Raw genomic sequence first — 23700 nt, forward strand, 5'->3', positions numbered from 1 at the left:
CATCCTCCTTTCTAGAAAAGCACACCTGCCTGCAGGATGCAGTTGGCATATGGTGTGAATTCTCCTGTTCTTATGACTGCCTTTGCTTCTTTTGTCAGCAGCTTAAACTCCTCGTGAGAAAGGTATTCAATCTCTTGTTCAGAGAAAAGATTTTCTAGAAATTTCGCATTCTCCTGATTGGATGCTTTTATTTCAGCTGCAGCAATGACTTTTTCGATGACCATCTCGTCAGCGAGCACTGCCGCTGTATCTTGGAAAGCCGGAAGGCCCGGCTTCAGTGAAAGATCAATTTTCAAAACGCCGTCAGGAACCGGCAGTCCGGCATCCGCGATGACAATTTTATCAGTGTGGCCAAGGTCGGCTAAAATCTTGGCAAGATGGCTGTTCAGTATACCGTGTTTTTTCATGACAGCAGCTCCTCTACTTTATTTCTTGTCGGCATTCCGCCTTGGGCACCGAAGGAGCAGACAGAAAGGGAAGCGGCACGATTGGCAAACCGCAATGCGGCTTCAATGTCTTTTCCCTCAGCCAGGGCCACGGCAAATGCTGCGTTAAACGTATCACCGGCTCCGGTTGTATCAACGGGCTCTACAGGGAAGGACGGGATGAGCACCTCTTTGCTGCCAGCCGAATAGCGGACGCCTTGTTTTCCTTCCGTAATAAAGAGCTTTGCCGGATAAAGCGCCAGAGCTTCAGAAATGGTAAGCTCAGGGAATAAAATCGAAGCCTCGTGTTCATTCGGCGTCAGATAGGTAGCGTGATCAATTGTTTCCTGCTTGAGCGGGCGGGCCGGTGCTGGGTTTAGCATGATCGGGATATCGTGAGAATGGCAGTATTTGCACACCTCATCAACCGTTTCTTCTGGGATTTCCTGCTGAATCAGCACCATATCGACCTTTTCAATCTGTTCGAGCGCGTTTAACGCATACGCTGGGGTGATGTCATCGTTCGCGCCTTTGACAACGACAATGCTGTTGTCGCCTTCAGCAAGCACAATATGAGCGGTTCCGCTTTCCGTATGTGTAACCGGTTCCATATAGTCAGTGCGAACGCCGTTAGCTTTGAGATTATTCAAAATAGCTGTTCCATAATGATCGTCTCCAACCTTGCCGACCATAAACACTTGAGCCCCAAGTCTGGCTGCGGCAACGGCCTGATTTGCTCCTTTGCCGCCCGGCACAGTCTGAAATGACGTGCCAAGAACCGTTTCACCGGCTTTTGGGCGTTTGTCCGAGGTGACCACTAAATCCATAGAACAGCTACCAATCACACAAATATTACGCATCTTAATCTTCCTTTCTTGTCGTCTTTCTTCCTATATAGGTGACAGGCATTTGAATTGCCGTTTCTGCCAGAGGCTGTTTTTTGATGATACCCAAAAGCAGTTTGGCAGCTTCTCTCCCCATATCATATGCGGGCTGTTTAATTGTAGAAAGTGGCGGGAACAGAAGTCCGCTTTGCGGAATGTCATCATAGCCGATAATTTGAATGTCCTCCGGCACGTTTTTTCCGCGCCGCAATGCTTCATGTAAAACGGCAGCGGCTTGAATATCATTACTCGCGATCACACCATCTGTCGCTGGATAAGCGGCAAACAGCTCCTTCGCCATTGATTGTGCATCTTTAATTGAAAATGAAGCCGTCTCAATGACCTGAAAATCAACTTCAGCCTGCTTTAAGATTTCCAAAGCGCCGTTAAAGCGGTCTTGAGCGGTCGGCAGGTGAGCGGGTCCTCTCAAGAGCGTAATGCGCTGGCTTTTTCCGTGAATGATAGCCTGGGCGGCTAACTTTCCTCCTGTATAGCCGTCACTGGACACAGAAGGAGCCCCTTCAAGTGTTCTGTCCAGAAAAACAACTGGATAATTCATGCCGCTGTATTCCTCGAGATCCGGGTAATTCGTTGCGGCAATAATGCCTGCGACATGATTTTGCTTAAAGGTTTGAAGGTATTCAAGTTCTTTTTTCAATTCCTCGTCACTGTTGCCGAAAATAAGGCGATAGCCTTCCCGGTTCAATTCATCCTCCGCACCGCGGGCAAGCTGGGGGAAGAAAGGGTTTGTGATATCCGGGAGCAAAAGTCCGATCAGTCGGGATTCTCTTTTATATAGAGATCTGGCGACTTCATTCGGGTAATAGTTCAGCTTCGCCATCGCCGCTATGACACGCGTTCGCGTTTCTTCGTGTACATAGCCATTATCATTCAGGACGCGGGAAACCGTCGCAACTGAAACGCCCGCCGCTCCGGCGACATCTTTAATTGTAGCCAAAACAGCTCCTCCTTGTTTATGTAACCGTTTACATAGATAGATTATCATGAACAATCCGAAGTTAGCAATAAAAATATCAAAAGAAATCTAATTGTAAATTGTATATATAATTGAAAAATTTAAGGTTTTCACTCTTTTTTTGACAAAGTCTTCACAAATATGGATGAAGATTTCTTGAACAAATATTAAGTTTTATTAAAATTGTTTCAAAGTCATGCGTTTAGACCTGTAAATGGTGAGAAACAGAAAAGACTATCATCCCAGAAAATGTTTAATTATGTTAGAGAATTCGGACTCGTATGTTTAGCGTTTTCATCTCGAACCTCCTTAGTCATTTTGGAATGGGCCTCATATTGCCGCTTCCATGCAGAAAGGATGACATTATGACCTTGTCCTTAAGAAACAGGATAAAACTATTTTGTGTTCATAAGAACCGGAAACACGCATGATAGCAGGAGATGCTTGATAACACAGGCTGAAAAAAGATTGATTTGAAATGCATATTAAATACAAACAGCAGGGTGTGACTATACGTCCAGAAGGATATCAGGAGAAAAATGAAAGCGCATTCTCTTCGATTTTTAAAAAAAGTGATAAGGTGTAAGTCCTGCTGTTTTCCAAAAATAGAAAACAGTTTGTAGGTATAAAATCTCTTTCAAAAGAGAAGTTTGGCTTAGTCGATTAGGGAAGATTATGTTACATAATGCCGATTGAGAATTCATAGTGATTCTATATACTGATGAATGAATTTACAACAATATAGAAGGAGATGTCGAAAAGCAATGTGGTTACTCATTATAGCCTGTGCTGTCATACTGGTCATCGGAATATTAGAAAAACGACGACATCAGAAAAACATTGATGCCCTCCCTGTTCGGGTGAATATTAACGGCATCCGCGGAAAATCGACTGTGACAAGGCTGACAACCGGAATATTAATAGAAGCCGGTTACAAGACTGTTGGAAAAACAACAGGAACAGATGCAAGAATGATTTACTGGGACACACCGGAGGAAAAGCCGATTAAACGGAAACCTCAGGGGCCGAATATCGGAGAGCAAAAAGAAGTCATGAGAGAAACAGTAGAAAGAGGGGCTAACGCGATTGTCAGTGAATGCATGGCTGTTAACCCAGATTATCAAATCATCTTTCAGGAAGAACTTCTGCAGGCCAATATCGGCGTCATTGTGAATGTTTTAGAAGACCATATGGATGTCATGGGGCCGACGCTTGATGAAATTGCAGAAGCGTTTACCGCTACAATTCCTTATAATGGCCATCTTGTCATTACAGATAGTGAATATACCGAGTTCTTTAAACAAAAAGCAAAAGAACGAAACACAAAAGTCATCATTGCTGATAACTCAAAAATTACAGATGAATATTTACGTAAATTTGAATACATGGTATTCCCTGATAACGCTTCTCTGGCGCTGGGTGTGGCTCAAGCACTCGGCATTGACGAAGAAACAGCATTTAAGGGAATGCTGAATGCGCCGCCAGATCCGGGAGCAATGAGAATTCTTCCGCTGATCAGTCCGAGCGAGCCTGGGCACTTTGTTAATGGGTTTGCCGCTAACGACGCTTCTTCTACTTTGAATATATGGAAACGTGTAAAAGAAATCGGTTACCCGACCGATGATCCGATCATCATCATGAACTGCCGCGCAGACCGTGTCGATCGGACACAGCAATTCGCAAATGACGTATTGCCTTATATTGAAGCAAGTGAACTGATCTTAATCGGTGAAACAACAGAACCGATCGTAAAAGCCTACGAAGAAGGCAAAATTCCTGCAGACAAACTGCATGATCTAGAGTATAAGTCAACAGATGAAATTATGGAATTGTTAAAGAAAAGAATGCACAACCGTGTCATATATGGCGTCGGCAATATTCATGGTGCCGCAGAGCCTTTAATTGAAAAAATCCACGAATACAAGGTAAAGCAGCTCGTAAGCTAGGGGGAAATGCAGACATGTTCGGATCAGATTTATACATCGCACTAATTTTAGGTGTACTACTCAGTTTAATTTTTGCGGAAAAAACAGGGATCGTGCCGGCAGGACTTGTTGTACCGGGATATTTAGGACTTGTGTTTAATCAGCCGGTCTTTATTTTACTTGTTTTGCTAGTGAGCTTGCTCACTTATGTCATTGTGAAATACGGTTTATCCAAATTTATGATTTTGTACGGACGCCGAAAATTCGCTGCTATGCTGATAACAGGGATCGTCCTGAAAATCGCGTTTGATTTTCTATACCCGATTGTACCATTTGAAATCGCAGAATTTAGAGGAATCGGCATCATCGTGCCAGGTTTAATTGCCAATACCATTCAGAAACAAGGTTTAACCATTACGTTCGGAAGCACGCTGCTATTGAGCGGAGCGACCTTTGCAATCATGTTTGTTTACTACTTAATTTAATGTAAGGTGTGTCAAACGATGAAAAAAGAACTGAGCTTTCATGAAAAGCTGCTAAAGCTGACAAAACAGCAAAAAAAGAAAACCAATAAGCACGTATTTATTGCCATTCCGATCGTTTTTGTCCTTATGTTCGCTTTCATGTGGGCGGGAAAAGCGGAAACGCCGAAGGTCAAAACGTATTCTGACGACGTACTCTCAGCCTCATTTGTAGGCGATATTATGATGGGACGCTATGTTGAAAAAGTAACGGAGCAAAAAGGGGCAGACAGTATTTTTCAATATGTTGAACCGATCTTTAGAGCTTCGGATTATGTAGCAGGAAACTTTGAAAACCCGGTAACCTATCAAAAGAATTATAAACAAGCAGATAAAAAGATTCATCTGCAGACGAATAAGGAATCAGTAAAAGTCTTGAAGGACATGAATTTCACAGTTCTCAACAGCGCCAACAACCACGCAATGGATTACGGCGTTCAGGGCATGAAAGATACACTTGGAGAATTTGCGAAGCAAAACCTTGATATCGTTGGAGCGGGATACAGCTTAAGTGATGCGAAAAAGAAAATTTCGTACCAGAAAGTCAACGGGGTAACGATTGCGACGCTTGGCTTTACCGATGTGTCCGGGAAAGGTTTTGCGGCTAAAAAGAATACGCCGGGCGTGCTGCCCGCAGATCCTGAAATCTTCATCCCTATGATTTCAGAAGCGAAAAAACATGCGGACATTGTTGTTGTGCAGTCACACTGGGGACAAGAGTATGACAATGATCCAAATGACCGCCAGCGCCAGCTTGCAAGAGCCATGTCTGATGCGGGAGCTGACATCATCGTCGGCCATCACCCGCACGTTTTAGAACCGATTGAAGTATATAACGGAACCGTCATTTTCTACAGCCTCGGCAACTTTGTCTTTGATCAAGGCTGGACGAGAACAAGAGACAGTGCACTGGTTCAGTATCACCTGAAGAAAAATGGAACAGGCCGCTTTGAAGTGACACCGATCGATATCCATGAAGCGACACCTGCACCTGTGAAAAAAGACAGCCTTAAACAGAAAACCATTATTCGCGAACTGACGAAAGACTCTAATTTCGCTTGGAAAGTAGAAGACGGAAAACTGACGTTTGATATTGATCATAGTGACAAACTAAAATCTAAATAAACGGAGTGATAAAGATGAAATTTGTCAAAGCCATCTGGCCATTTGTTGCCGTAGCCATCGTGTTCATGTTTATGTCAGCTTTTAAATTCAATGATCAGCTGACAGATCAGGAAAAACAGAAGATTGATATGGAAATGAATAAAATCCAACAGCAGGAAGAACCGGTAAACGCCAATAAATAATTCAAAAAAGAGAGTGTCTGATGAGACACTCTCTTTTTATTTGCCCAGCATATTCATTCTGTAAAAATATCAAAAAGTCTCTTAACATATTCAAAAAAATACCGATGTTAAAACTGCAAAAAGAGGAGGAGATAATAAAAGTGAACACACTGGCAAACTGGAAGAAGTTTTTGCTTGTGGCGGTTATCATTTGTTTTTTGGTTCCAATTATGACAAAAGCGGAGATTGCGGAAGCTGATACATCATCAGAATTGATTGTCAGCGAAGCAAAAAACCTGCTTGGATATCAGTATAAATATGGCGGGGAAACGCCGAAAGAGGGTTTCGATCCATCAGGATTGATACAATATGTGTTCAGTAAGGCTGATATTCATCTGCCGAGATCTGTAAACGACCAGTATAAAATCGGAACAGCTGTAAAGCCGGAAAACCTGAAGCCGGGTGATATTTTGTTTTTCAAGAAAGAGGGAAGCACCGGCACTGTTCCGACACATGACGCCCTTTATATCGGAGACGGCCAAATGGTTCACAGTACACAGTCAAAAGGGGTTATCATCACCAATTACAAAAAAAGCAGCTATTGGAGCGGAACTTATATCGGGGCGAGACGAATCGCTGCCGATCCGGCAACGGCTGATGTTCCTGTCGTACAGGAGGCTGAAAAATATATAGGTGTCCCATATGTGTTTGGCGGAAGCACGCCGTCAGAGGGCTTTGATTGCTCGGGGCTTGTGCAATATGTGTTTCAACAGGCACTCGGCATTTATCTGCCGCGATCAGCCGAACAGCAGTGGGCAGTGGGCGAGAAGGTAGCCCCTCAGAACATAAAGCCTGGTGATGTCGTCTATTTCAGCAATACGTATAAAACGGGAATTTCACATGCAGGCATTTATGCGGGCGCAGGCAGGTTCATTCAGGCAAGCCGGTCAGAAAAAGTAACCATTTCGTATTTGTCAGAGGATTACTGGAAATCGAAGATGACGGGTATTCGCCGATTTGACAACCTGACAATCCCGAAAGAAAATCCGATTGTTTCCGAAGCGACGCTTTATGTCGGAGAAGTGCCTTACAAACAGGGCGGAGTAACACCTGAGACAGGATTTGATACAGCTGGATTTGTCCAATATGTATACCAGAAAGCAGCTGGCATTTCCCTGCCTCGATACGCAACAAGCCAGTACAATGCCGGAACTAAGATTGAGAAGGCGGACCTGAAGCCGGGAGACATTGTGTTCTTTCAATCAACAAGCTTAAATCCCTCCATCTATATCGGAAACGGACAAGTTGTTCATGTCACATTATCAAACGGCGTGACCATCACCAATATGAACACGAGCACATATTGGAAGGATAAATACGCAGGAAGTATACGGGTGCAATAAAAGAAAAAGACTCCAATCTCTGGAGTCTTTTCTTTATGCATATTGTCCTGAAAGAAGCTGGTCTATAAAGTAGGCCACACCATTTTCGTCATTGCTTTTTGTGACAAAGGTGCTTTTTTCTTTTAATTCATCAATCGCATTTTCCATGGCGATACGGTGTCCGGCGACTTCAAACATGGATAAATCGTTTGGACTATCGCCGATCGCATAGATATCCTGTGGTTCAATTCCGTATAGGTCAGCGAGCTTTGTTAACGCGCGTCCTTTTCCTGACGAGGCCGGCAGGATTTCGATAATATGTTTTCCTGAAGAGGTTTGAGCCAGTTTTTTATGATGCTTCAGTTCTTCCTTCGCTTGTTTCAGTTTGTCCATATCAAAGGAGAAGCAAAGAAGCTTATAAATGTTTTCACTCCCGTCAAAAACCGATTCGATATGAGGGATTGGTTTAATGCCAAACTGTTTGAATTGAGTCATGGCTCCTTGCCACAATTCATCCGTCTGCTCGTTTGGGTTTGCGCTCTTTAGAATGTCAAGCTCCGCGTGCAGCTTAGCTTCGCCGTCAAAAGGAGAAAGCAGATGGTCATCTGTATATACCTCAAAATAAATGTTTTTTGAAAGTAAGTAATCAGCAATCGCTTTACCGGCTTCCTGATCCATTAATGTCCGGCTGATCAAACGGTAACCCGTGTCATGGATCGTGCCGCCATTAGCTGCAATGATAGGGATGTCCAAGTCATTCAGCAGCGCTTTTACATCAAATGTCGCTCTTCCCGTGCAAATGGTGACGAGGATGCCGGCATCAACGGCCCGCTTGATCGCCTCTCTGTTTTCCGCAGAAATGACGCTTTCTTTATTCAGTAATGTTCCGTCTAGATCAATCGCAATACATTTCATATGTAGGGGAACCTCCTTAAAAATGAAGCTGCTTCGTGTAGTATGTTCAGCTTGCCTGTGAAACATAATCCATATAAATTAAGGCTAATCGTTACTTTGATAATTTTCAACAAGGAAATATGTAAAACGGGATGGCGTAATCGCCATCCCGTTCATTATACACCTAAATCGTTTTGCAGCTCTTCTTTAACTTCCTGCAGCTTTTGCTGATTCAATTTGAAATAATAGACTCCGGCAGGTTCATAATCATAACCCGTCAGCTGAATAGACTCAACTGATTTCAATGAAGTGATGAACGGGAATAGGCCGATGGCATCTTTAAGGGATAAGTTCATTTTTAAATTTTGCCCCATCGTATCCACAATATCATCATATGCCGGAATTGAGCTCAATGATTTTGATTTATCTATAATGGCGCTCAGCACTTCCATTTGTCTTTGCCCGCGTAAAAGGTCACTGTCCGCTTTACGTGTTCTTACGTAAGCGAGCGCTTCTTCCCCATCAAGCGTATGTGTTCCTTTTTGAAGAACGACTTTACCTTTTGTATCTTTTTTGATTTGCTGAATGACTTTATCGCTTTTTACAGTTACTTTGACGCCATTTAACTCGTTTACGACGTCTTCAAAAGCCGTGAAATTGCTTTCTACGACATAATCGACTGGAATATCCAGCATTTCTTCAACTGTTTTCACAGTCAAGTCAACGCCGCCGTAAGCGTGAGCATGTGTGAATTTATCATACCCGTGACCTGGGATGTTTACATAGGCGTCACGCGGAATGCTCAGCATTTTAGCTGTTTTTTCTTTCCGATTAAATGTAACCAGCACATTCGCGTCACTTCTTGCCTGATCGACGGTCTCGCCGTTTTTCTCCCTGGCATCAATTCCTAAGAGCAATACAGAAAAAGAATCTTTTCCAGGATCAAATTCTTTGATCCGTTTTACAGATTGTTCTCCGCGTGCAAGGCTGACGTGAGCTTCCTTAGAAGCATTGTTCAGCTTTACAAAAGCATAGGCGCCGACAGAGCCTGCTGCAATGATTAAAAAAGCCATTAATCCGGCAACAACTTTCACCCATTTTTTTAGTTTTCTTTTTTTCTTTCTGCGCTGTGATCGTTCTTCCATATATCAATACCTCACGTTTCTTTAATATTTGAAGCGTACCATTCTATTTGCCATGGGGCAACTACTCGAAAGACATTTTTCGATAAATATTCCTATATTTATAAGTTCTTGTTTTTGAAAATTGATAACGATGATGTACTGAATCACCTTATATTGGACGCCGCAGCAGGTAAAATGTTTCGGCGACATTGAAAAAAATACAAGTAAATGATTGGAAAACTTATGATCAGCAAAATAAAAAGGTTTAATGGCCGGAAAAAGAGGCTAAAAGATTTCTAAAAAAATCCCACAGACAATGTCATTGCAGCTGATGGAGAAAGGGAGTCATCTTTATGAAAAAGCAGTCAAATATATGGCTTTATTTTTTCGGAGCTCTTGGAGGCGCGTTATATGGCTATGATACCGGAGTGATTTCCGGAGCTATTTTATTTATGAAAAAGGAGTTAGGCTTAAACGCGTTTACAGAAGGTCTTGTTGTCAGCTCCTTGCTGGTTGGGGCGATATTGGGCTCAGGAGCGGCCGGCAAGCTGACTGACCGTTTCGGAAGAAAAAAAGCAATTATGGCAGCCGCGCTGCTGTTTTGTATAGGCGGTCTTGGTGTGGCACTGGCCCCAAATACAGGAGTCATGGTGCTGTTTCGCATCATTTTGGGACTTGCAGTCGGAACATCGACGACAATCGTGCCCCTTTATTTATCTGAACTGGCGCCAAAACATAAACGCGGGGCGCTGTCATCACTGAATCAGCTGATGATCACGGTCGGCATCCTTCTTTCTTACATTGTCAATTACATATTTGCCGATGCCGAAGCGTGGCGCTGGATGCTTGGATTGGCTGCTGTGCCGTCCTTGCTCTTGCTTATTGGCATTTTGTTTATGCCGGAGAGCCCGCGCTGGCTGTTCACGAATGGCGAAGAAAGCAAAGCGAAGAAAATTCTTGAAAAATTGCGTGGCACAAAAGATATTGATCAGGAAATACATGATATAAAAGAAGCGGAAAAGCAGGATGAAGGCGGCCTGAAGGAGCTGTTCGATCCATGGGTGCGCCCAGCGCTTATTGCAGGTTTGGGACTCGCTTTTTTGCAGCAATTTATCGGAACGAATACGATCATCTACTATGCGCCAAAGACCTTTACAAACGTCGGATTCGGAAACTCCGCTTCGATTTTAGGCACGGTCGGAATCGGCACAGTCAATGTTCTCATGACATTAGTAGCGATTAAAATTATCGACAAGATTGGAAGAAAGCCGTTACTGCTATTCGGGAATGCGGGCATGGTGATCAGCTTGATCGTTCTCGCTTTAGTAAATCTCTTTTTCGATAACACTCCGGCTGCCTCATGGACGACCGTCATTTGTTTAGGCGTGTTTATCGTTGTCTTTGCGGTCAGCTGGGGACCGGTTGTGTGGGTGATGCTTCCTGAATTGTTCCCGCTTCACGTCAGAGGAATCGGGACCGGTGTTTCGACCTTAATGTTGCACGTTGGGACACTGATTGTTTCATTAACCTATCCAATATTAATGGAAGCGATCGGAATCAGTTATTTATTCCTGATTTATGCCGCGATCGGTATCATGGCGTTCTTATTTGTCCGATTTAAAGTGACAGAGACAAAGGGAAAAAGCCTTGAAGAAATTGAGCAGGATTTACGGGACAAAAACGGACAGGGAGGATCGGCCGGAAAACAGCAGACTGTCGGAACATAAAAAAGGGTGCGCGATCATGCGCACCCTTTTGATTGCTTACTTTCCCACCGTGCCAAAGTTAATGATTTTAAAAGAAATATCGTACTTAAAATCAGTCTCAGAAAATATTTCATCCCAATGCCCTTTTACTTTATTCCAGTAGTCAGGGTGTTGAATCCTTATGTGGTCTGATAAAAAGACCGGATCGGTTTTATACTCGTGCTGCAGTTTATCCATTACCTGCTTTACATCTCGTTCAAGCTTTTTTTCAAAAATGTTTTCCAGCCTGTGCAAATAACTTTTGCTAAAGGAGTTTTCATTCGGGTTTTGGTCTTCTGTCAGGATGCCCTTCGTTTTAACAGAAATATGAAAGATAGGCTTTCCGTTTTCAATGATAGGCTTAATTTTGGTTTTCGACTTTTTGATTTCAAACGTAATCGGATGTCCTTTATCTGTCGTCGGCATGACACCGCCTTGGATCGTCCCCATGACCCATGACAGTGTTTGGGTTTCATCAGCTGAAAGAAACCCAACGAGTTTATTGCTGCCCCTTTTGATAATGCCTGCTCCGTCATACTTGGCTTTTCCCTTTTCGTTTTTCACGGCTTGAATAAGATAACTGTACCCGTTCTGAGAGTATATAGATGCTCTGCCGATGCGCAGCGGTATCATAATCTTACCGTTATATCCGCTGTGAGTTGTCAAATCAATCAGTTTTTCGGAGGGCATCGGCTGCTGCTGATTGGGGTTTCCTTTTGTGAAAACATCAGCTGCATTCCCTCTGGCTGCCATCAAATAGCTGCTTCGCCGCAGCTCATCATCCCGGATAAAGTGGTTGAGGACTTGGTCTACATTTTGATTCCTCATCAGTTTTTCTCCCAGAAGGATCACTTTTAAATGATCGCTATAAACAGGAGGGTCCTTGATGGATACATCACTGACTGCTTCCAGAATCGTTTTCCCGTGGGACGTTACATTAACAAATTCGGGTTTTCCGGATGCTTGGCTGTCTTCGCTTTGGGGAAGAAGGTTTTGATACGTCAGTTTGTACTGGTGATCATTTGTCTCATCGATCGCCAGCCCTCTGGCGAAGGATAGTTGCTCGATATCTTTGACATCCCAGCAGCCGCAGAGGGCCAGCAGCATAAAAAACATGACGGAGAATTTTGATGCTGTTTTCATTGCAGCTGCCCCCTCCCTATTTTTTTCTGTATCCAGCTTAAAAACCAGACGAAGAATGGAATTGTAATCACAATTAAGAAAGCATATCCAAGAAGCGTCCCGTAATAAAACACGTCATTCAAGTCCTTGGGATACATCGTTATGAAAAACGTCGCAGCCAGCATTGCAGTCAGCAGCCATGCATTGTTTTTATTTTTCAGATGAAAGATTTCCGTTAACCCGATATGGGCGCCTTTAAAGGATCCGAGCATACAGGCAAATTGCTGGGCTGTCCAGGTCAGCTGTAAGAACAAATCAAATCGTTCAATAAAAATACCCGGAACCTCTAATGCGTGAATAAGGGAAATGGTCGGCCATGTCACCGTTTTTGCCTCAGCCACAGTCATACAGCCAATCACAATGAGCAAAGTAATGCTGTAGAACAATGTGGAAGTCGCGATGCCCAGAGCAACAGCCTTTTTCACTTGCTTTGGATCTCTCATAAAGGGGACCAGGTAAAAAATGATTTCAAATCCGGAGAAATATAATAATGTTTTTGGGAATAAAGAGAAAAAGCTTTGATAGCCTCCTTCAAATACCGGCCGGATAAAATCAAGCTGGAACAAGCGAAAGCTGAACATCAGAAGCATCATAAAAATAATAAGGGTTATAGGAAAAATATAAGCGTATACTTTTGCAATTGAATAAACGCCTCCGCCTAAATGATAGATGGCAACTGCAAGAAATATAAACACCACAACTGCCATTGGCGTATTTTTCAACAAAAAGAATCCGACAACCTCTCCCAAAATCCGAGCTTGAAAGCAAACAATCCCAATGAAATATAGACAGATATATAAATTCAATAGAAAGCCGATGAATTTTCCAGCTACAATGCTATTGAGCTTAAAAAGAGTTTTTCCGCTGTTTTTTTGAAGAAAAGGCAAAAAAAGCAGAACGATGATAATAAAAATAACGCCCTGGAGCAGTATCATTAGCCATCCGCTCGGACTGCCGGTTTCGGCGGCTGAGCGGGGAAGGGTCAGCACCCCGGCACCAATCAATGTGCTGCTGATCATAATGAGCGTCTGCATAAATGTCAGTTTATGCTCTGATTTCCTCATAGCCATCACCTTTGTCTGATGTTATCTTCGGGATCGTTTCGTGTCGGTCTTCTTTTTAAAAACATCGTGGGAATACGGATGACTGTGTCTTTCAAATCCTGTCCAGGCTGCGCCATGATCGGGATAATGTAATCCTGTCCAAAGCTTTTCAGGCGCATGAGATGGCCGATCACAAACAGATAAACCATTATAACGCCATACATGCCAAGCGCTGTTGCACTTATCATAACCCCGATCCGAATGATCCGCAGCGGAAAGTTATAGGCGTATGAAGGAACGGTAAAGGATGCCAGTGCTGTGACAGAAACGACAATGACCATAAGCGCACTGACAATTTGCGCCTGAACAGCTGCCTGTCCGATGACAACGCCGCCGATAAGGCCAATTGTCTGTCCAATCGGCTTAGGCAGCCTTAATCCGGCTTCTCGAATCAATTCGATCGTAAAGATCATGATAAAGGCCTCTACAAAAGGCGGGAATGGTACGTTAAGCCTGCTGCCTGCAATGGAAATGGCCATTCTAGTCGGCAATAGCCCGGTGTGAAAAGAAACGAGAGAAATATACAGACCGGGCAAATAAATGGTGATCAGGATGCTGGAATAACGAAGAAGGCGTACAAGTGACATTGGGATCCAGCGCTGGCTGTAATCATCGGGCGAATGAATAAATTCGTCAACCGTAGCCGGTACAATCAAAGCAAACGGCGTACCATCCACTAATATGGACACTCGCCCTTCTAATAGAGAACTTTCGACCCGGTCCGGTCGTTCTGTGCTTAATATTGTGGGGAAAATTGAAAATGGTTCGTCTTCAATCAGCTGTTCAAGCGTCCCCGATTCCGGCAAATTATCTATATTGACTGATTTCAGCCTTTTAAACACTTCTTTGACGACATAATCTGGGGCGATATCCTGAATATAAGCGACAGCGATTTTCTTTTTGGTCCTTTTTCCGAGTGTCATTTCTTTGATGACGAGATTAGGATCACTCGTCCGTTCACGCAAAAGCGCCGTGTTTGTCCGCAGTTTTTCAATAAATCCTATTTTAGGGCCGCGTTCCACGACTTCGGAGGAGGGTTCATCAAGACTGCGTGTTGCGACTGACTTGGTGTCGAAAGCTAATCCTCCGCGATAGCCATCAGCGAGCAAAATGGCTTGCCCTGAAAAAACGAGCTGCTCTATTTCTTTCATTGTAGAAACAACGCTGTGGTGAAAGCCGAAAAAAAAGGCGGATAAGTCTTCAATCGAGCATTCCTTATGGGCTAACGCCTCTTTTTGTAAAGGAGAAATGACGTATTGCGCCAGCATTTTATTCTCTGTCAGACCGTCAATATACAGTAAACACGCCTTTTGTCTGCTATCTCCGAAAGCAAATGTATAAAACATCATATCGTCGTTTTGTCCCAATGTTTTTTTCAGTTTGTCTAAATTGTTCTGGAGATCAGAGTCGATTTGCATAGTTTCTCTCCTTCGTAAACAGATTGACGGTTTTTATTAATTTGTATCAAAAAAGGAGAATTATTCTTATCGAGGAAAAGGCTGAAACAAAGCTTCTTTTCGACGTGATATAATAGATAGGAAGCGTTTTCTTTGAAGGGGTAATGAAAAGATGATGCTTTGTACATATGTTGTCATCGGAAAAAGGCAGCTTATACGGGCGTTTGTAAGAGGGGCGCACCGGGAAAATGATGATCAGTTATTTACAGGGGAGGGGTACGGATCATGACGCAATCACCGATTTTTCTAACGCCTGTGTTTAAAGAAAAAATCTGGGGCGGAACCGCTTTACGAGATAGATTTGGATACAGTATTCCTTCAGAATCAACGGGGGAATGCTGGGCCATTTCCGCTCATCCAAAAGGACCGAGCACTGTTGCAAATGGCCCGTATAAAGGAAAGACATTGATCGAGCTTTGGGAAGAGCACCGTGAAGTATTCGGCGGCGTAGAGGGGGATCGGTTCCCGCTTCTGACAAAGCTGCTGGATGTGAAGGAAGATACGTCAATTAAAGTTCACCCTGATGATTACTATGCCGGAGAAAACGAAGAGGGAGAACTCGGCAAGACGGAATGCTGGTACATTATCGACTGTAAGGAAAACGCAGAAATCATTTACGGGCATACGGCCCGCTCAAAAACCGAACTTGTCACAATGATCAACAGCGGTGACTGGGAGGGCCTGCTGCGAAGAATCAAAATTAAACCGGGTGATTTCTATTATGTGCCGAGCGGAACGCTGCACGCATTGTGCAAGGGGGCCCTTGTTTTAGAGACTCAGCAAAATTCAGATGCCACATACCGGGTGTACGATTATGACCGTCTTGATAGCAACGGAAGTCCGAGAGAGCTTCATTTTGCCAAAGCGGTCAATGCCGCCACGGTTCCCCATGTGGACGGGTATATAGATGAATCGACAGAATCAAGAAAAGGCATAACCATTAAAACGTTTGTCCAAGGGGAATATTTTTCGGTGTATAAATGGGACATCAATGGCGAAGCTGAAATGACTCAGGATGAATCCTTTCTGAGTTGCAGCGTGATAGAAGGAAGCGGTTTGCTCAAGTATGAGGACAAAACATGTCCGCTCAAAAAAGGTGATCACTTTATTTTGCCGGCTCAAATGCCCGATTTTACGATAAAAGGAACTTGTACCCTTATCGTGTCTCATATTTAAACTTAATCTCACTTCGAGATTAAGTTTTTTTTATTAGAAAATGGAAGTGATTCACCTATAAATGAAGCATGCGCGTGCCGATAAATAAACTAGTTTTATATACTCATAGAATAAGAAAGAGGAGAAGGAATGAAAAAGAGACTAATCGCACCTATGCTTCTATCCGCCGCGTCCCTTGCCTTTTTTGCCATATCTGGTTCTGCCCAGGCAGCCGCGTATACCGACTACTCACTATATCAAGTAGAGCCGTCGAATACGTTCAGTACAGAAAGCCAAGCCTCACAAGCTGTCGCCAAACTGGAAAAAGATACTGGCTGGGATGCATCCTATCAGGCTTCAGGCACAACAACGACCTACCAAATTTCCGCCTCAGGCATTCATAGCGAATCAGAAGCGAAAGCAATACTGAGCGGACTCGCCAAACAGACATCAATTACAGGAACGTCAAGTCCTGTTGGAAGCAAACAGCCATATGTCACCATCTCGTCAGGTGCCATCTCCGGAGAAAAACAGGCCAACACTATCCTAGCAAAGCTGAAACAGGAGACGGGAGTGGCTGGCGCTGTAAAAGCTTACGGAGCAGCTCAGCCCTATATGAACGTCATGACATCAGACATTGCTGATGAGACAAAAGTCAAGGCGCTTATCCAGAGCCTGGCCAAGCAAACGGGGATTAAAAGCTCGTATCAGCCCATCACACACACGGTGTCTGTCACAACCATTCAGTCTGGCACAATCGTGGGAGACAGCAGAGCAGCGCAGATCAAAAACGCCTTCCAAAAGGAATCTGGGCTGCAGGCATCATTAAAGGAAACAGTGAAAGGGCAAGCCTATTATACGTTCACAACTGCCGCCATTTCAGGTGAAGCCAATGCCAAAACTCTATTGCAGCAGCTGAAACAGAGCACTGGCATCACAGGCAGCTACAAGTCCATCAATCAAAAAACAACCGTTGAGTCATACAATGTCCAATCAGCTTATTTCAAAGGGCTGAGTACAGTAAAGGACGCCATCAGCCAAATCAAGAAAAACACTGGCGTATCCGGCAGTTATCAACAGGTTGGAAAAAGCACATCATATACCGTGAATATGAAGGGTATAACAAAACAGCAGCTCCAAAAAATAGACACTTTCTTTAAAAAGAAAAAATGGCATTACACGTCATCCAGCGTCAAAAAAACGACAACGTCTGCAGCTTATCAAATCACGACGGCAAAGATTTTAGGCGAGCAGCAAGCAAACAAAGCAGCAGCCTTCTTTGCTCAGAAAAAAGTAAAAGCTGCAAAAACAGCAGCTGGATCAACAGCAGAAAATCAATATCAGCTCATCTCAGAAGAAACATCAGATCAAGCAAAAGTCACAAAGGGCTTGAACATATTAAAGAAAAATCAGCTGAGTGCTTCTGCGAAATCCGTCAAAAAACAAATAGCTGACACGTTTAAAATCACAACCGAATCTCTGCTTGATCAAACGAAAGTCAATCAGGCACTCACGTTTTTCAAATCGAATCATATATCAGCAGCAAGCCAGAAAACCGGTCAGACAGCTGCGAGCAGCTATCAAATCACAACTGAAGCTATCATCAGCCAAGAAGAGATTGACCGCGTTTTAACATTTTTCAAACAAAATAAAATCGCAGTCACAACATCAAAAACAGGCCAGACTGCATATACACAATACAAAATCGTGACAACACAGCTCAGCAGCAAAACAGCATTGAACAATGGGTTAACCTATCTTAAATCGAAAAGTGTAACCCCCAGCTACACAACGAAAAGCAATACGCTTTATAAAATCAGCGTAAATGAGCAGTTCACAGGCAATGATACAGCTGCTGCGGCATCAACGAAGCTAAAACAATTATACGGATGGACATCATCTATCGTGAAGATCAAAAACGGTCCGCAAATCATGAAAACAAATTACAATCTCTCGCTTCGTGATATGGTCCAAAAACAAATGACAGTAAGTCCGCAAACAGACGGAGCGGCTTACGTATCGCTCACGTACATTAATACAGCAACATCAACCGTTACGGCTGATGTACTAAATATCCGGTCAACGCCGGAAGTCAGCCCGACAAACGTGATCGGCCAATTTAAAAAAGGCGATAAAGTGAAAATCATCGGACAGATAAACGGCTGGGCTAAGATCAATTTGGGCTGGCGAAACGCAAGCAGTGATGAAGTAGTTCAATACGTGGATCCGAATAACTTTTCCAGAGACAGCAAATACTACTTCCAATTTCTCAAGCTGTCACAGACAGCGGGTCTCAGCGTTACTGAGGTCAATCAGAAAGTGCTTGCGGGTAAAGGCATCCTGACAGGGAGAGCAAAGGCATTTATCGATGCCGCCAATCAATATAGCATCAACGAACTGTATTTAATCTCACACGCTCTTCTTGAAACAGGAAACGGGACATCCGCCTTAGCCAATGGATTAACCTATAACGGAAAAACCGTATACAACATGTATGGAATTGGAGCATACGACAGCAATCCGAATTACTACGGAGCCAAATATGCGTACGAGCAGGGCTGGTTCACACCTGAAGCGGCCATTATCGGCGGAGCTAAATTCATAGGCTCATCGTATATCCACAACACAGCTTACAATCAGGACACACTGTACAAAATGAGATGGTCAGCTACAGCGACACATCAATACGCAACAGACATCGGCTGGGCGTACAAACAAGTAAACCGCATGTACAGCCTGTATTCATTGCTGGACGGCTATACACTTTATTTTGATGTTCCGGAATATCAATAAAAAAAACACCTTTTGCGGCTGCAAAAGGTGTTTTTGATTTATCTTTTAAGAACTTTATCCTCTGATGGCTCTTCTTCCTGAGGGAAAACAATTTGATCGACGACTCGCTCACTTGCTTTTCCATCAAGATCATCGAAGAAATAATGAACAAATGAATCAATTTGCTCAAAGTTATACTTCTCTTCTTTAATGATCGAAATCATTTGCTCAGACGTTTTCGCAAGAGGGCCAGGAATAAAGTCAAAGTAATCGTAATAGAAATCACGTTTGCGAATATAATCATCTACATCATAGCTGAAGAAGATCATTGGTTTATTTAATAAAGCATACTCAAAGCAAACAGAAGAGTAATCCGTTATCAGAATATCTGTTACGAGCAATAGCTCATTAATTTCTCTGAACGAAGAGAAATCATAAAAGAAATCGCTGTACTGATAAGGTATATTGGCATCGTTTCGTACGAATGGATGAATTTTGAATAAGAAGATATATTCATCCTTTAACTCTCGATACAGACGGTCAAAATCAAGCACTTCAAAAGGATAATGAGCTGATTGCTGACCGTTTCCGCGGAAGGTTGGAGCAAAAAGAATGACCTTTTTGTCCTTTAGAAACGGATATTCCGTGTAAAGGCGTTCTTTTACAAATGCCTTCTTCGCTTCATCAAAGAAAAAGTCTGTTCGCGGTACGCCCGTAGCAATGACGTTCTCAATGTCTACCCCAAAGCCCTCTGCGTAGTGCTTCCGTATATTTTCAGAGCTGACAATAACCTTCGTGTAGTTTCTATGGTTTTTCGAATGCGGTGACGGTCCTCCTGGCAGACCGATTCGGCTGTAGCCGAATGTCTTAAAGGCGCCGACAGCATGCCACAGCTGGACAAGGTCCGCATTTTTACGGATTTTTAACGGATAAATAATCGGATAAAAATCATCTATAAAAATGATTTTGCTTGTCGCAAAATGATAAGCCATCGACATCAGTTCAGACAGGCTTTTTCTATCTCGAATGCTGCTCTTTAAGAAAAATTTGAAATCAAAATTTTCTTCACGTTTCAGCAGCTCTTCATAAACAAATTCGAAGTTTCCTGTCATATCAAGCCGGCTGTCAGAAGCAAAGACAATTTTATTAGACTTAATTGGAAGCAGGCGGAATACATCATAAGCAAAATGGAATAAGCTTGTATTCAGCTTGCGCAAAAAGCGGTTTGCCTCTTTTCCAGTATCCAGCTCCAAAAGGCTCGGATCAATTTCCTGCAGTTTGTTGCAAGACAAATTAATCGTCTTTTCGCCCTCATCATAATTAACGATTAAATTGAACTTCATCAGCTTTTTAGCAGAATGAAATTCCATTTTTGTGGCATACACATCATTAGAAAGGAAATTACTTACATTTCCGACTGTATGCACTTCCTGATGTTTTACATTTTGGTCATCTACAGCTTCAATCTCGAGAAACAGCTTATACTCGCCCTGCGGAAGAGGTTTGTCATTCATCAGCTTAGAAAAGTTAATCTGCTGTGAAAATCCTGCCCACTTATAGGCTCCTGGCACATTTGAAGTATCAATTGACAGCTTATCTACCGGAACATCCCGCAGTGAAACAGCTGTAAATAAAACACCGTTGTTCACCAATAATAAACGTTTTCGAACCTGATCCTCTTTTTGAAGCGGCAGGCCCTTGATATACATATAACCCGCAATTTTTAGAATTGACCCATTCCAAGAAAACTCAGAAATCTTTCTGACAGGGACTTGCTGGTTTTCTTCAATTCGCTTCGTTTTATCAAATAGAGAAAAAACCCTGTTATCAGCTGGATGGACAATGACAGCTGCATTTTCTTTTTGCGTTTTCTTTTTTGATCTGAAAAGTCTGTTCTTAATCTTTCTTGCCAGCTTCACTTTGTACCTCACTTTCTCCTAATCGGCACCAGATGTTAAAAATGATGAAATAAAATCGGCTACCCGCTCTGAAGATTTGCCGTCCTGATGGGTGATAAATGCCTGTGAAAAATCTTCAATACGTTTCGTATCAGCCTCGTGATCACTCTCGATATCGTGTACAAGCGATGGAACGTCTTTCGAAATCGGCCCGGGTACAAACGATTCAAACGGGTAGTAGAAATCACGTTCTTCCAAGTAGTCTTCTAAATCCGGGCAGTAAAAATACATCGGACGTTTCAGCAGGCTGTACTCGAAAATAACTGAAGAATAATCGGTTATCAGCCCATCAGAGATTGCCATCAAATCGTACAAAGAGTACGAATCAGTTAAATCCAGCACAAAATCATCCTCTTCCGTGTGCGCATGTTTGCGCATATACGGATGAAGATGGAGGATCACGACATAATCTTTATGGTTTAGCGCCGATTTTAATTGTAGCAGATCAAGCGGTATAGCGTCACCCTCTTGATGATGTCCACTGCCTCGAAAAGTAGGAGCATACAAAAGCTTTTTTTTATGCTTCAGTTCAGGATAAACTCGATGAAACTCATCCAGTACAGTGCGAATATGTTCCTTATGATAAAAATAATCCGTTCTTGGAATGCCGAGCGGCAAAATCTGCTTTTGCTCCATTTGAAAGGCTTCGGCGAAATGCGGAACGGCAGCGGGTGCACTGACAATGGCATAATCATAGTTTGAATGCACGGGAACAATCTTCAAATAATCAGAAGAAGGGCCGAACGGCTTGTTCACAATGCTGTAGCCAAATTTTTTAAACGCGCCGCAAGCATGCCAAAGCTGGATGGCAACAGTTTCCTTTCGTTTTGGCACAACATACAAAGGAAAATAATAATCATCCAACAAAAGCACGCGGCATGTTGCAAGGTGATATAACGAGCTGAAAAGATGAAGCAAATATGCAGCTCGTCCGATCAGCCCCTTATCCATCTTGCGGAACAGCAGGGTGATGCGAAGAGATGGATCTTGCTTCAGCTTTTCATAGACACCTTTAAAATTATCACTTAAATGATCCTCACGATAGGAAGCTATGACAATTTTGTTGTGCTGTACTGGTAATAAAGCGCTCAATAGTTGATAAGCAGTGCCGAATACTCCTTTTACAATTCGTGTAAGGAATGTTTTCACTGTTTAAATTTCCCATTCAATAACAGTTTTTCCCCAAGATGAAGTCAAATCTGCTTCAAACGCGTTTGTAATTTCCTCAATACTGCGTACCGGGAAGCGTCCGCCAACTAATGTTTCTAAATAATCAACGACTTCAGGGTATTGAGCTAAAAAGTCTACAGTACGGGCAAAATCCTCGCGTCCGCTTCGGCTGCTGCCGATCAGCGTAATCCCTTTTTCAAGCACCATTCTTGTTTCAATTTCAACAGGGTATTCAGATACGCCTAATAGCGCTACACACGCTTCAGGATGGACATGGGCAATGATTTGCTCAATTGCGCTTTCACTGCCGCGTCCGCCCACGCATTCAAAGGCATGATCGATTCTGACATCTTCAGGAATGTCGTTAATTTGATAAGCTGCATCAACAAAAGAAAAATGATCAAGCTTGTAAGGTGTTTTTCCGAAAATAAACACCTTGCTGTCTGGATATTTTTTCTTCAGTAGAAGCGTCATGATAAATCCGAGATTTCCGTCCCCCCAGACACCGAATGTGTCACGCTTCTTATGCGCCATGCGCTCAAAGCGGGAAAGCGCGTGAACTGCAATTGTAATAAGCTCAGTGAAGGCTGCGACATGCGGATTAATGCTGTCTGGAAGCTCAACAAGCCGATCAGGCGCCATGAACATATAATCCTGCATAAATCCATCATAACCGCTTGAACGGAATCTGCTGGACCGCAGGTAATTCTCCGCGATGACTTCATGCTCTTCAACCGGTGTATTTGGCACCATAACAACCCGGGTTCCGACTTTAAATGTGCCTGTCGGATCAAACATGACTTTTCCGATCCCTTCATGGATCAGAGCCATCGGCAGCTTTTTGTCCATCGCTTCTTTGCCGCGTGAGCCAGTATAATAACGCTGGTCTGCAGCACAGATGGATAAATGGGTAGGACGGACGACGACCTTATCTGAATGGACAACTTTATCTTTATATGTCACTTCAAATTGTCGGGCAGAAACTAAACGATATGTTTGATTAATCATTGTGAAATTCGCTCCTGTAAAATGGCATTAGCCACTTTTAAGTCATATGGTGTCGTTACTTTAATGTTAAAGACTTCACCGCGGACCAGCTTCACTTTTTCACCTGCTAACGAGCAGATCTTGCAAGCGTCAGTAAGGACAGCTTTTTGCTCATCGGACAGTTGATTATAAAGCTCGACCAATTTGCTGATCCGGAAGCTTTGCGGTGTTTGCCCCTGATACATGTTATCGCGGACAGGGATATCAGAAATAAATTCCTGGTCTTCTGAAGCAATAATTGTATCAATGGCTGAGATAACAGTATCAACCGCGCCGTATTGAAGAACAGCATCAATGTTTTCATCGATAATGCGATGAGTGAGAAACGGACGCACAGAATCGTGAGTGATGATCACGTCATCATCCTGAATACCGAATTCTTTTTCAATATAGCGGATGCCGCTCATAATAGATTCATTACGGTCGCTGCCGCCTTCAACGACAATCAGGCGATCATCCTGCCCGATGAATTTCTTTAAAATGTCTTTTGTATGGTTAATCCACTCTTTAGGGGAGACGATTAAAATCTTATCGAAACGGTCATTTAATAAAAACTTTTCAACCGTATGAATGATAATTGGGCGTTTATTTAACGGCAAAAACTGTTTTGGCATATTGACGTTCCCCATGCGGGAACCTTTTCCACCGGCTAGAATCTCAGCATAAATCATAAAATGACTCCTTCCTTACTACA

The 23700-nt window shown here is 43.1% G+C and carries 20 protein-coding genes; 8 read left to right on the plus strand and 12 right to left on the minus strand.

Features of this window, described 5'->3' with window-relative positions; translation table 11 throughout:
- Positions 1-11 precede the first annotated feature (11 nt).
- The 3 genes from rbsD to BGM23_RS03715 are packed head-to-tail and all read right to left on the minus strand — an operon-like array spanning position 12 to position 2267.
- Positions 12-407: a D-ribose pyranase gene (gene rbsD / locus BGM23_RS03705; RefSeq protein ID WP_003227877.1), complete on the minus strand. Its 396-nt coding sequence runs from the start codon at positions 405-407 to the stop codon at positions 12-14.
- Entirely contained in the window at positions 404-1285 is an 882-nt protein-coding gene (gene rbsK / locus BGM23_RS03710) for a ribokinase (protein ID WP_015714822.1), read from the minus strand. Before rbsK ends, rbsD begins: the two co-directional genes overlap by 4 nt.
- A gap of 1 nt (position 1286) precedes the next feature.
- Positions 1287-2267, minus strand: a complete 981-nt coding sequence (locus tag BGM23_RS03715; protein ID WP_015714821.1) for a LacI family DNA-binding transcriptional regulator — start codon at positions 2265-2267, stop codon at positions 1287-1289.
- Positions 2268-3049: 782 nt separating this feature from the next.
- Here BGM23_RS03715 and pgsB point away from each other — a divergent pair.
- From pgsB to pgdS, 5 genes are all read left to right on the plus strand, one after another.
- Entirely contained in the window at positions 3050-4231 is a 1182-nt protein-coding gene (gene pgsB / locus BGM23_RS03720) for a poly-gamma-glutamate synthase PgsB (protein ID WP_003227883.1), read from the plus strand.
- Between the two features lie 14 nt (positions 4232-4245).
- Positions 4246-4695 (plus strand): poly-gamma-glutamate biosynthesis protein PgsC, encoded by a 450-nt coding sequence (pgsC, locus tag BGM23_RS03725; RefSeq protein ID WP_003227889.1) that lies wholly within the window; start codon positions 4246-4248, stop codon positions 4693-4695.
- An 18-nt stretch (positions 4696-4713) separates the two neighbouring features.
- Positions 4714-5856: a capsular polyglutamate synthetase PgsA gene (pgsA, locus tag BGM23_RS03730; protein ID WP_003227891.1), complete on the plus strand. Its 1143-nt coding sequence runs from the start codon at positions 4714-4716 to the stop codon at positions 5854-5856.
- Between the two features lie 14 nt (positions 5857-5870).
- Positions 5871-6038 carry an extrachromosomal elements maintenance protein EdmS gene (gene edmS, locus BGM23_RS03735; protein WP_003227896.1) on the plus strand — a complete coding sequence of 56 codons (168 nt, stop codon included), beginning with the start codon at positions 5871-5873 and terminating at the stop codon, positions 6036-6038.
- A 140-nt stretch (positions 6039-6178) separates the two neighbouring features.
- A complete protein-coding gene (gene pgdS / locus BGM23_RS03740; RefSeq protein WP_003242751.1) occupies positions 6179-7420 on the plus strand; it encodes a gamma-DL-glutamyl hydrolase in 1242 nt (413 codons plus the stop codon).
- A 33-nt stretch (positions 7421-7453) separates the two neighbouring features.
- Here the strand turns inward: pgdS and ywtE are convergent, their stop codons facing one another.
- Both ywtE and tagT read right to left on the minus strand, forming a co-directional pair.
- Positions 7454-8314: a 5-amino-6-(5-phospho-D-ribitylamino)uracil phosphatase YwtE gene (gene ywtE, locus BGM23_RS03745; protein WP_003227900.1), complete on the minus strand. Its 861-nt coding sequence runs from the start codon at positions 8312-8314 to the stop codon at positions 7454-7456.
- Between the two features lie 155 nt (positions 8315-8469).
- The gene (tagT, locus tag BGM23_RS03750; RefSeq protein ID WP_015251079.1) at positions 8470-9438 is read right to left on the minus strand and encodes a polyisoprenyl-teichoic acid--peptidoglycan teichoic acid transferase TagT; all 969 of its coding nucleotides are present in this window, start codon (positions 9436-9438) and stop codon (positions 8470-8472) included.
- A gap of 332 nt (positions 9439-9770) precedes the next feature.
- Between tagT and BGM23_RS03755 the strand changes: the two genes are divergently transcribed.
- Positions 9771-11144, plus strand: coding sequence for a sugar porter family MFS transporter (locus BGM23_RS03755; RefSeq protein WP_015251080.1), 1374 nt, complete (start codon positions 9771-9773; stop codon positions 11142-11144).
- A gap of 36 nt (positions 11145-11180) precedes the next feature.
- Here BGM23_RS03755 and gerBC read toward each other — a convergent pair whose 3' ends face one another.
- From gerBC to gerBA, 3 genes are read right to left on the minus strand one after another with little or no spacing between them, the layout of a single operon-like run.
- Complete coding sequence (gene gerBC, locus BGM23_RS03760) at positions 11181-12305, minus strand: spore germination protein GerBC (RefSeq protein WP_029726014.1); 1125 nt, start codon at positions 12303-12305, stop codon at positions 11181-11183.
- Positions 12302-13408 (minus strand): spore germination protein GerBB, encoded by a 1107-nt coding sequence (gerBB, locus tag BGM23_RS03765; protein ID WP_029726013.1) that lies wholly within the window; start codon positions 13406-13408, stop codon positions 12302-12304. The genes gerBC and gerBB overlap by 4 nt, the downstream gene beginning before the upstream one ends.
- A 5-nt stretch (positions 13409-13413) precedes the next feature.
- Positions 13414-14865 carry a spore germination protein GerBA gene (gene gerBA, locus BGM23_RS03770; RefSeq protein WP_046663991.1) on the minus strand — a complete coding sequence of 484 codons (1452 nt, stop codon included), beginning with the start codon at positions 14863-14865 and terminating at the stop codon, positions 13414-13416.
- 264 nt (positions 14866-15129) lie between these two features.
- On the opposite strand from gerBA, the gene manA reads away from it, so the two are divergent.
- Both manA and lytD read left to right on the plus strand, forming a co-directional pair.
- Positions 15130-16080 carry a mannose-6-phosphate isomerase, class I gene (manA, locus tag BGM23_RS03780; RefSeq protein WP_029726011.1) on the plus strand — a complete coding sequence of 317 codons (951 nt, stop codon included), beginning with the start codon at positions 15130-15132 and terminating at the stop codon, positions 16078-16080.
- 129 nt (positions 16081-16209) lie between these two features.
- The gene (gene lytD / locus BGM23_RS03785; RefSeq protein ID WP_029318762.1) at positions 16210-18852 is read left to right on the plus strand and encodes a beta-N-acetylglucosaminidase LytD; all 2643 of its coding nucleotides are present in this window, start codon (positions 16210-16212) and stop codon (positions 18850-18852) included.
- Between the two features lie 38 nt (positions 18853-18890).
- Here the strand turns inward: lytD and BGM23_RS03790 are convergent, their stop codons facing one another.
- From BGM23_RS03790 to BGM23_RS03805, 4 genes are read right to left on the minus strand one after another with little or no spacing between them, the layout of a single operon-like run.
- Positions 18891-20750 (minus strand): CDP-glycerol glycerophosphotransferase family protein, encoded by a 1860-nt coding sequence (locus BGM23_RS03790; protein ID WP_015384814.1) that lies wholly within the window; start codon positions 20748-20750, stop codon positions 18891-18893.
- An 18-nt stretch (positions 20751-20768) separates the two neighbouring features.
- Positions 20769-21938 carry a CDP-glycerol glycerophosphotransferase family protein gene (locus tag BGM23_RS03795; RefSeq protein ID WP_029726010.1) on the minus strand — a complete coding sequence of 390 codons (1170 nt, stop codon included), beginning with the start codon at positions 21936-21938 and terminating at the stop codon, positions 20769-20771.
- A gap of 3 nt (positions 21939-21941) precedes the next feature.
- Positions 21942-22967: a ribitol-5-phosphate dehydrogenase gene (locus BGM23_RS03800; protein ID WP_003235523.1), complete on the minus strand. Its 1026-nt coding sequence runs from the start codon at positions 22965-22967 to the stop codon at positions 21942-21944.
- Positions 22964-23677 (minus strand): IspD/TarI family cytidylyltransferase, encoded by a 714-nt coding sequence (locus BGM23_RS03805; protein WP_015384812.1) that lies wholly within the window; start codon positions 23675-23677, stop codon positions 22964-22966. The genes BGM23_RS03800 and BGM23_RS03805 overlap by 4 nt, the downstream gene beginning before the upstream one ends.
- Positions 23678-23700: the final 23 nt, after the last annotated feature.

The sequence above is a fragment of the Bacillus sp. FJAT-14266 genome (assembly GCF_001719225.1).
Lineage (GTDB): Bacteria > Bacillota > Bacilli > Bacillales > Bacillaceae > Bacillus > Bacillus subtilis.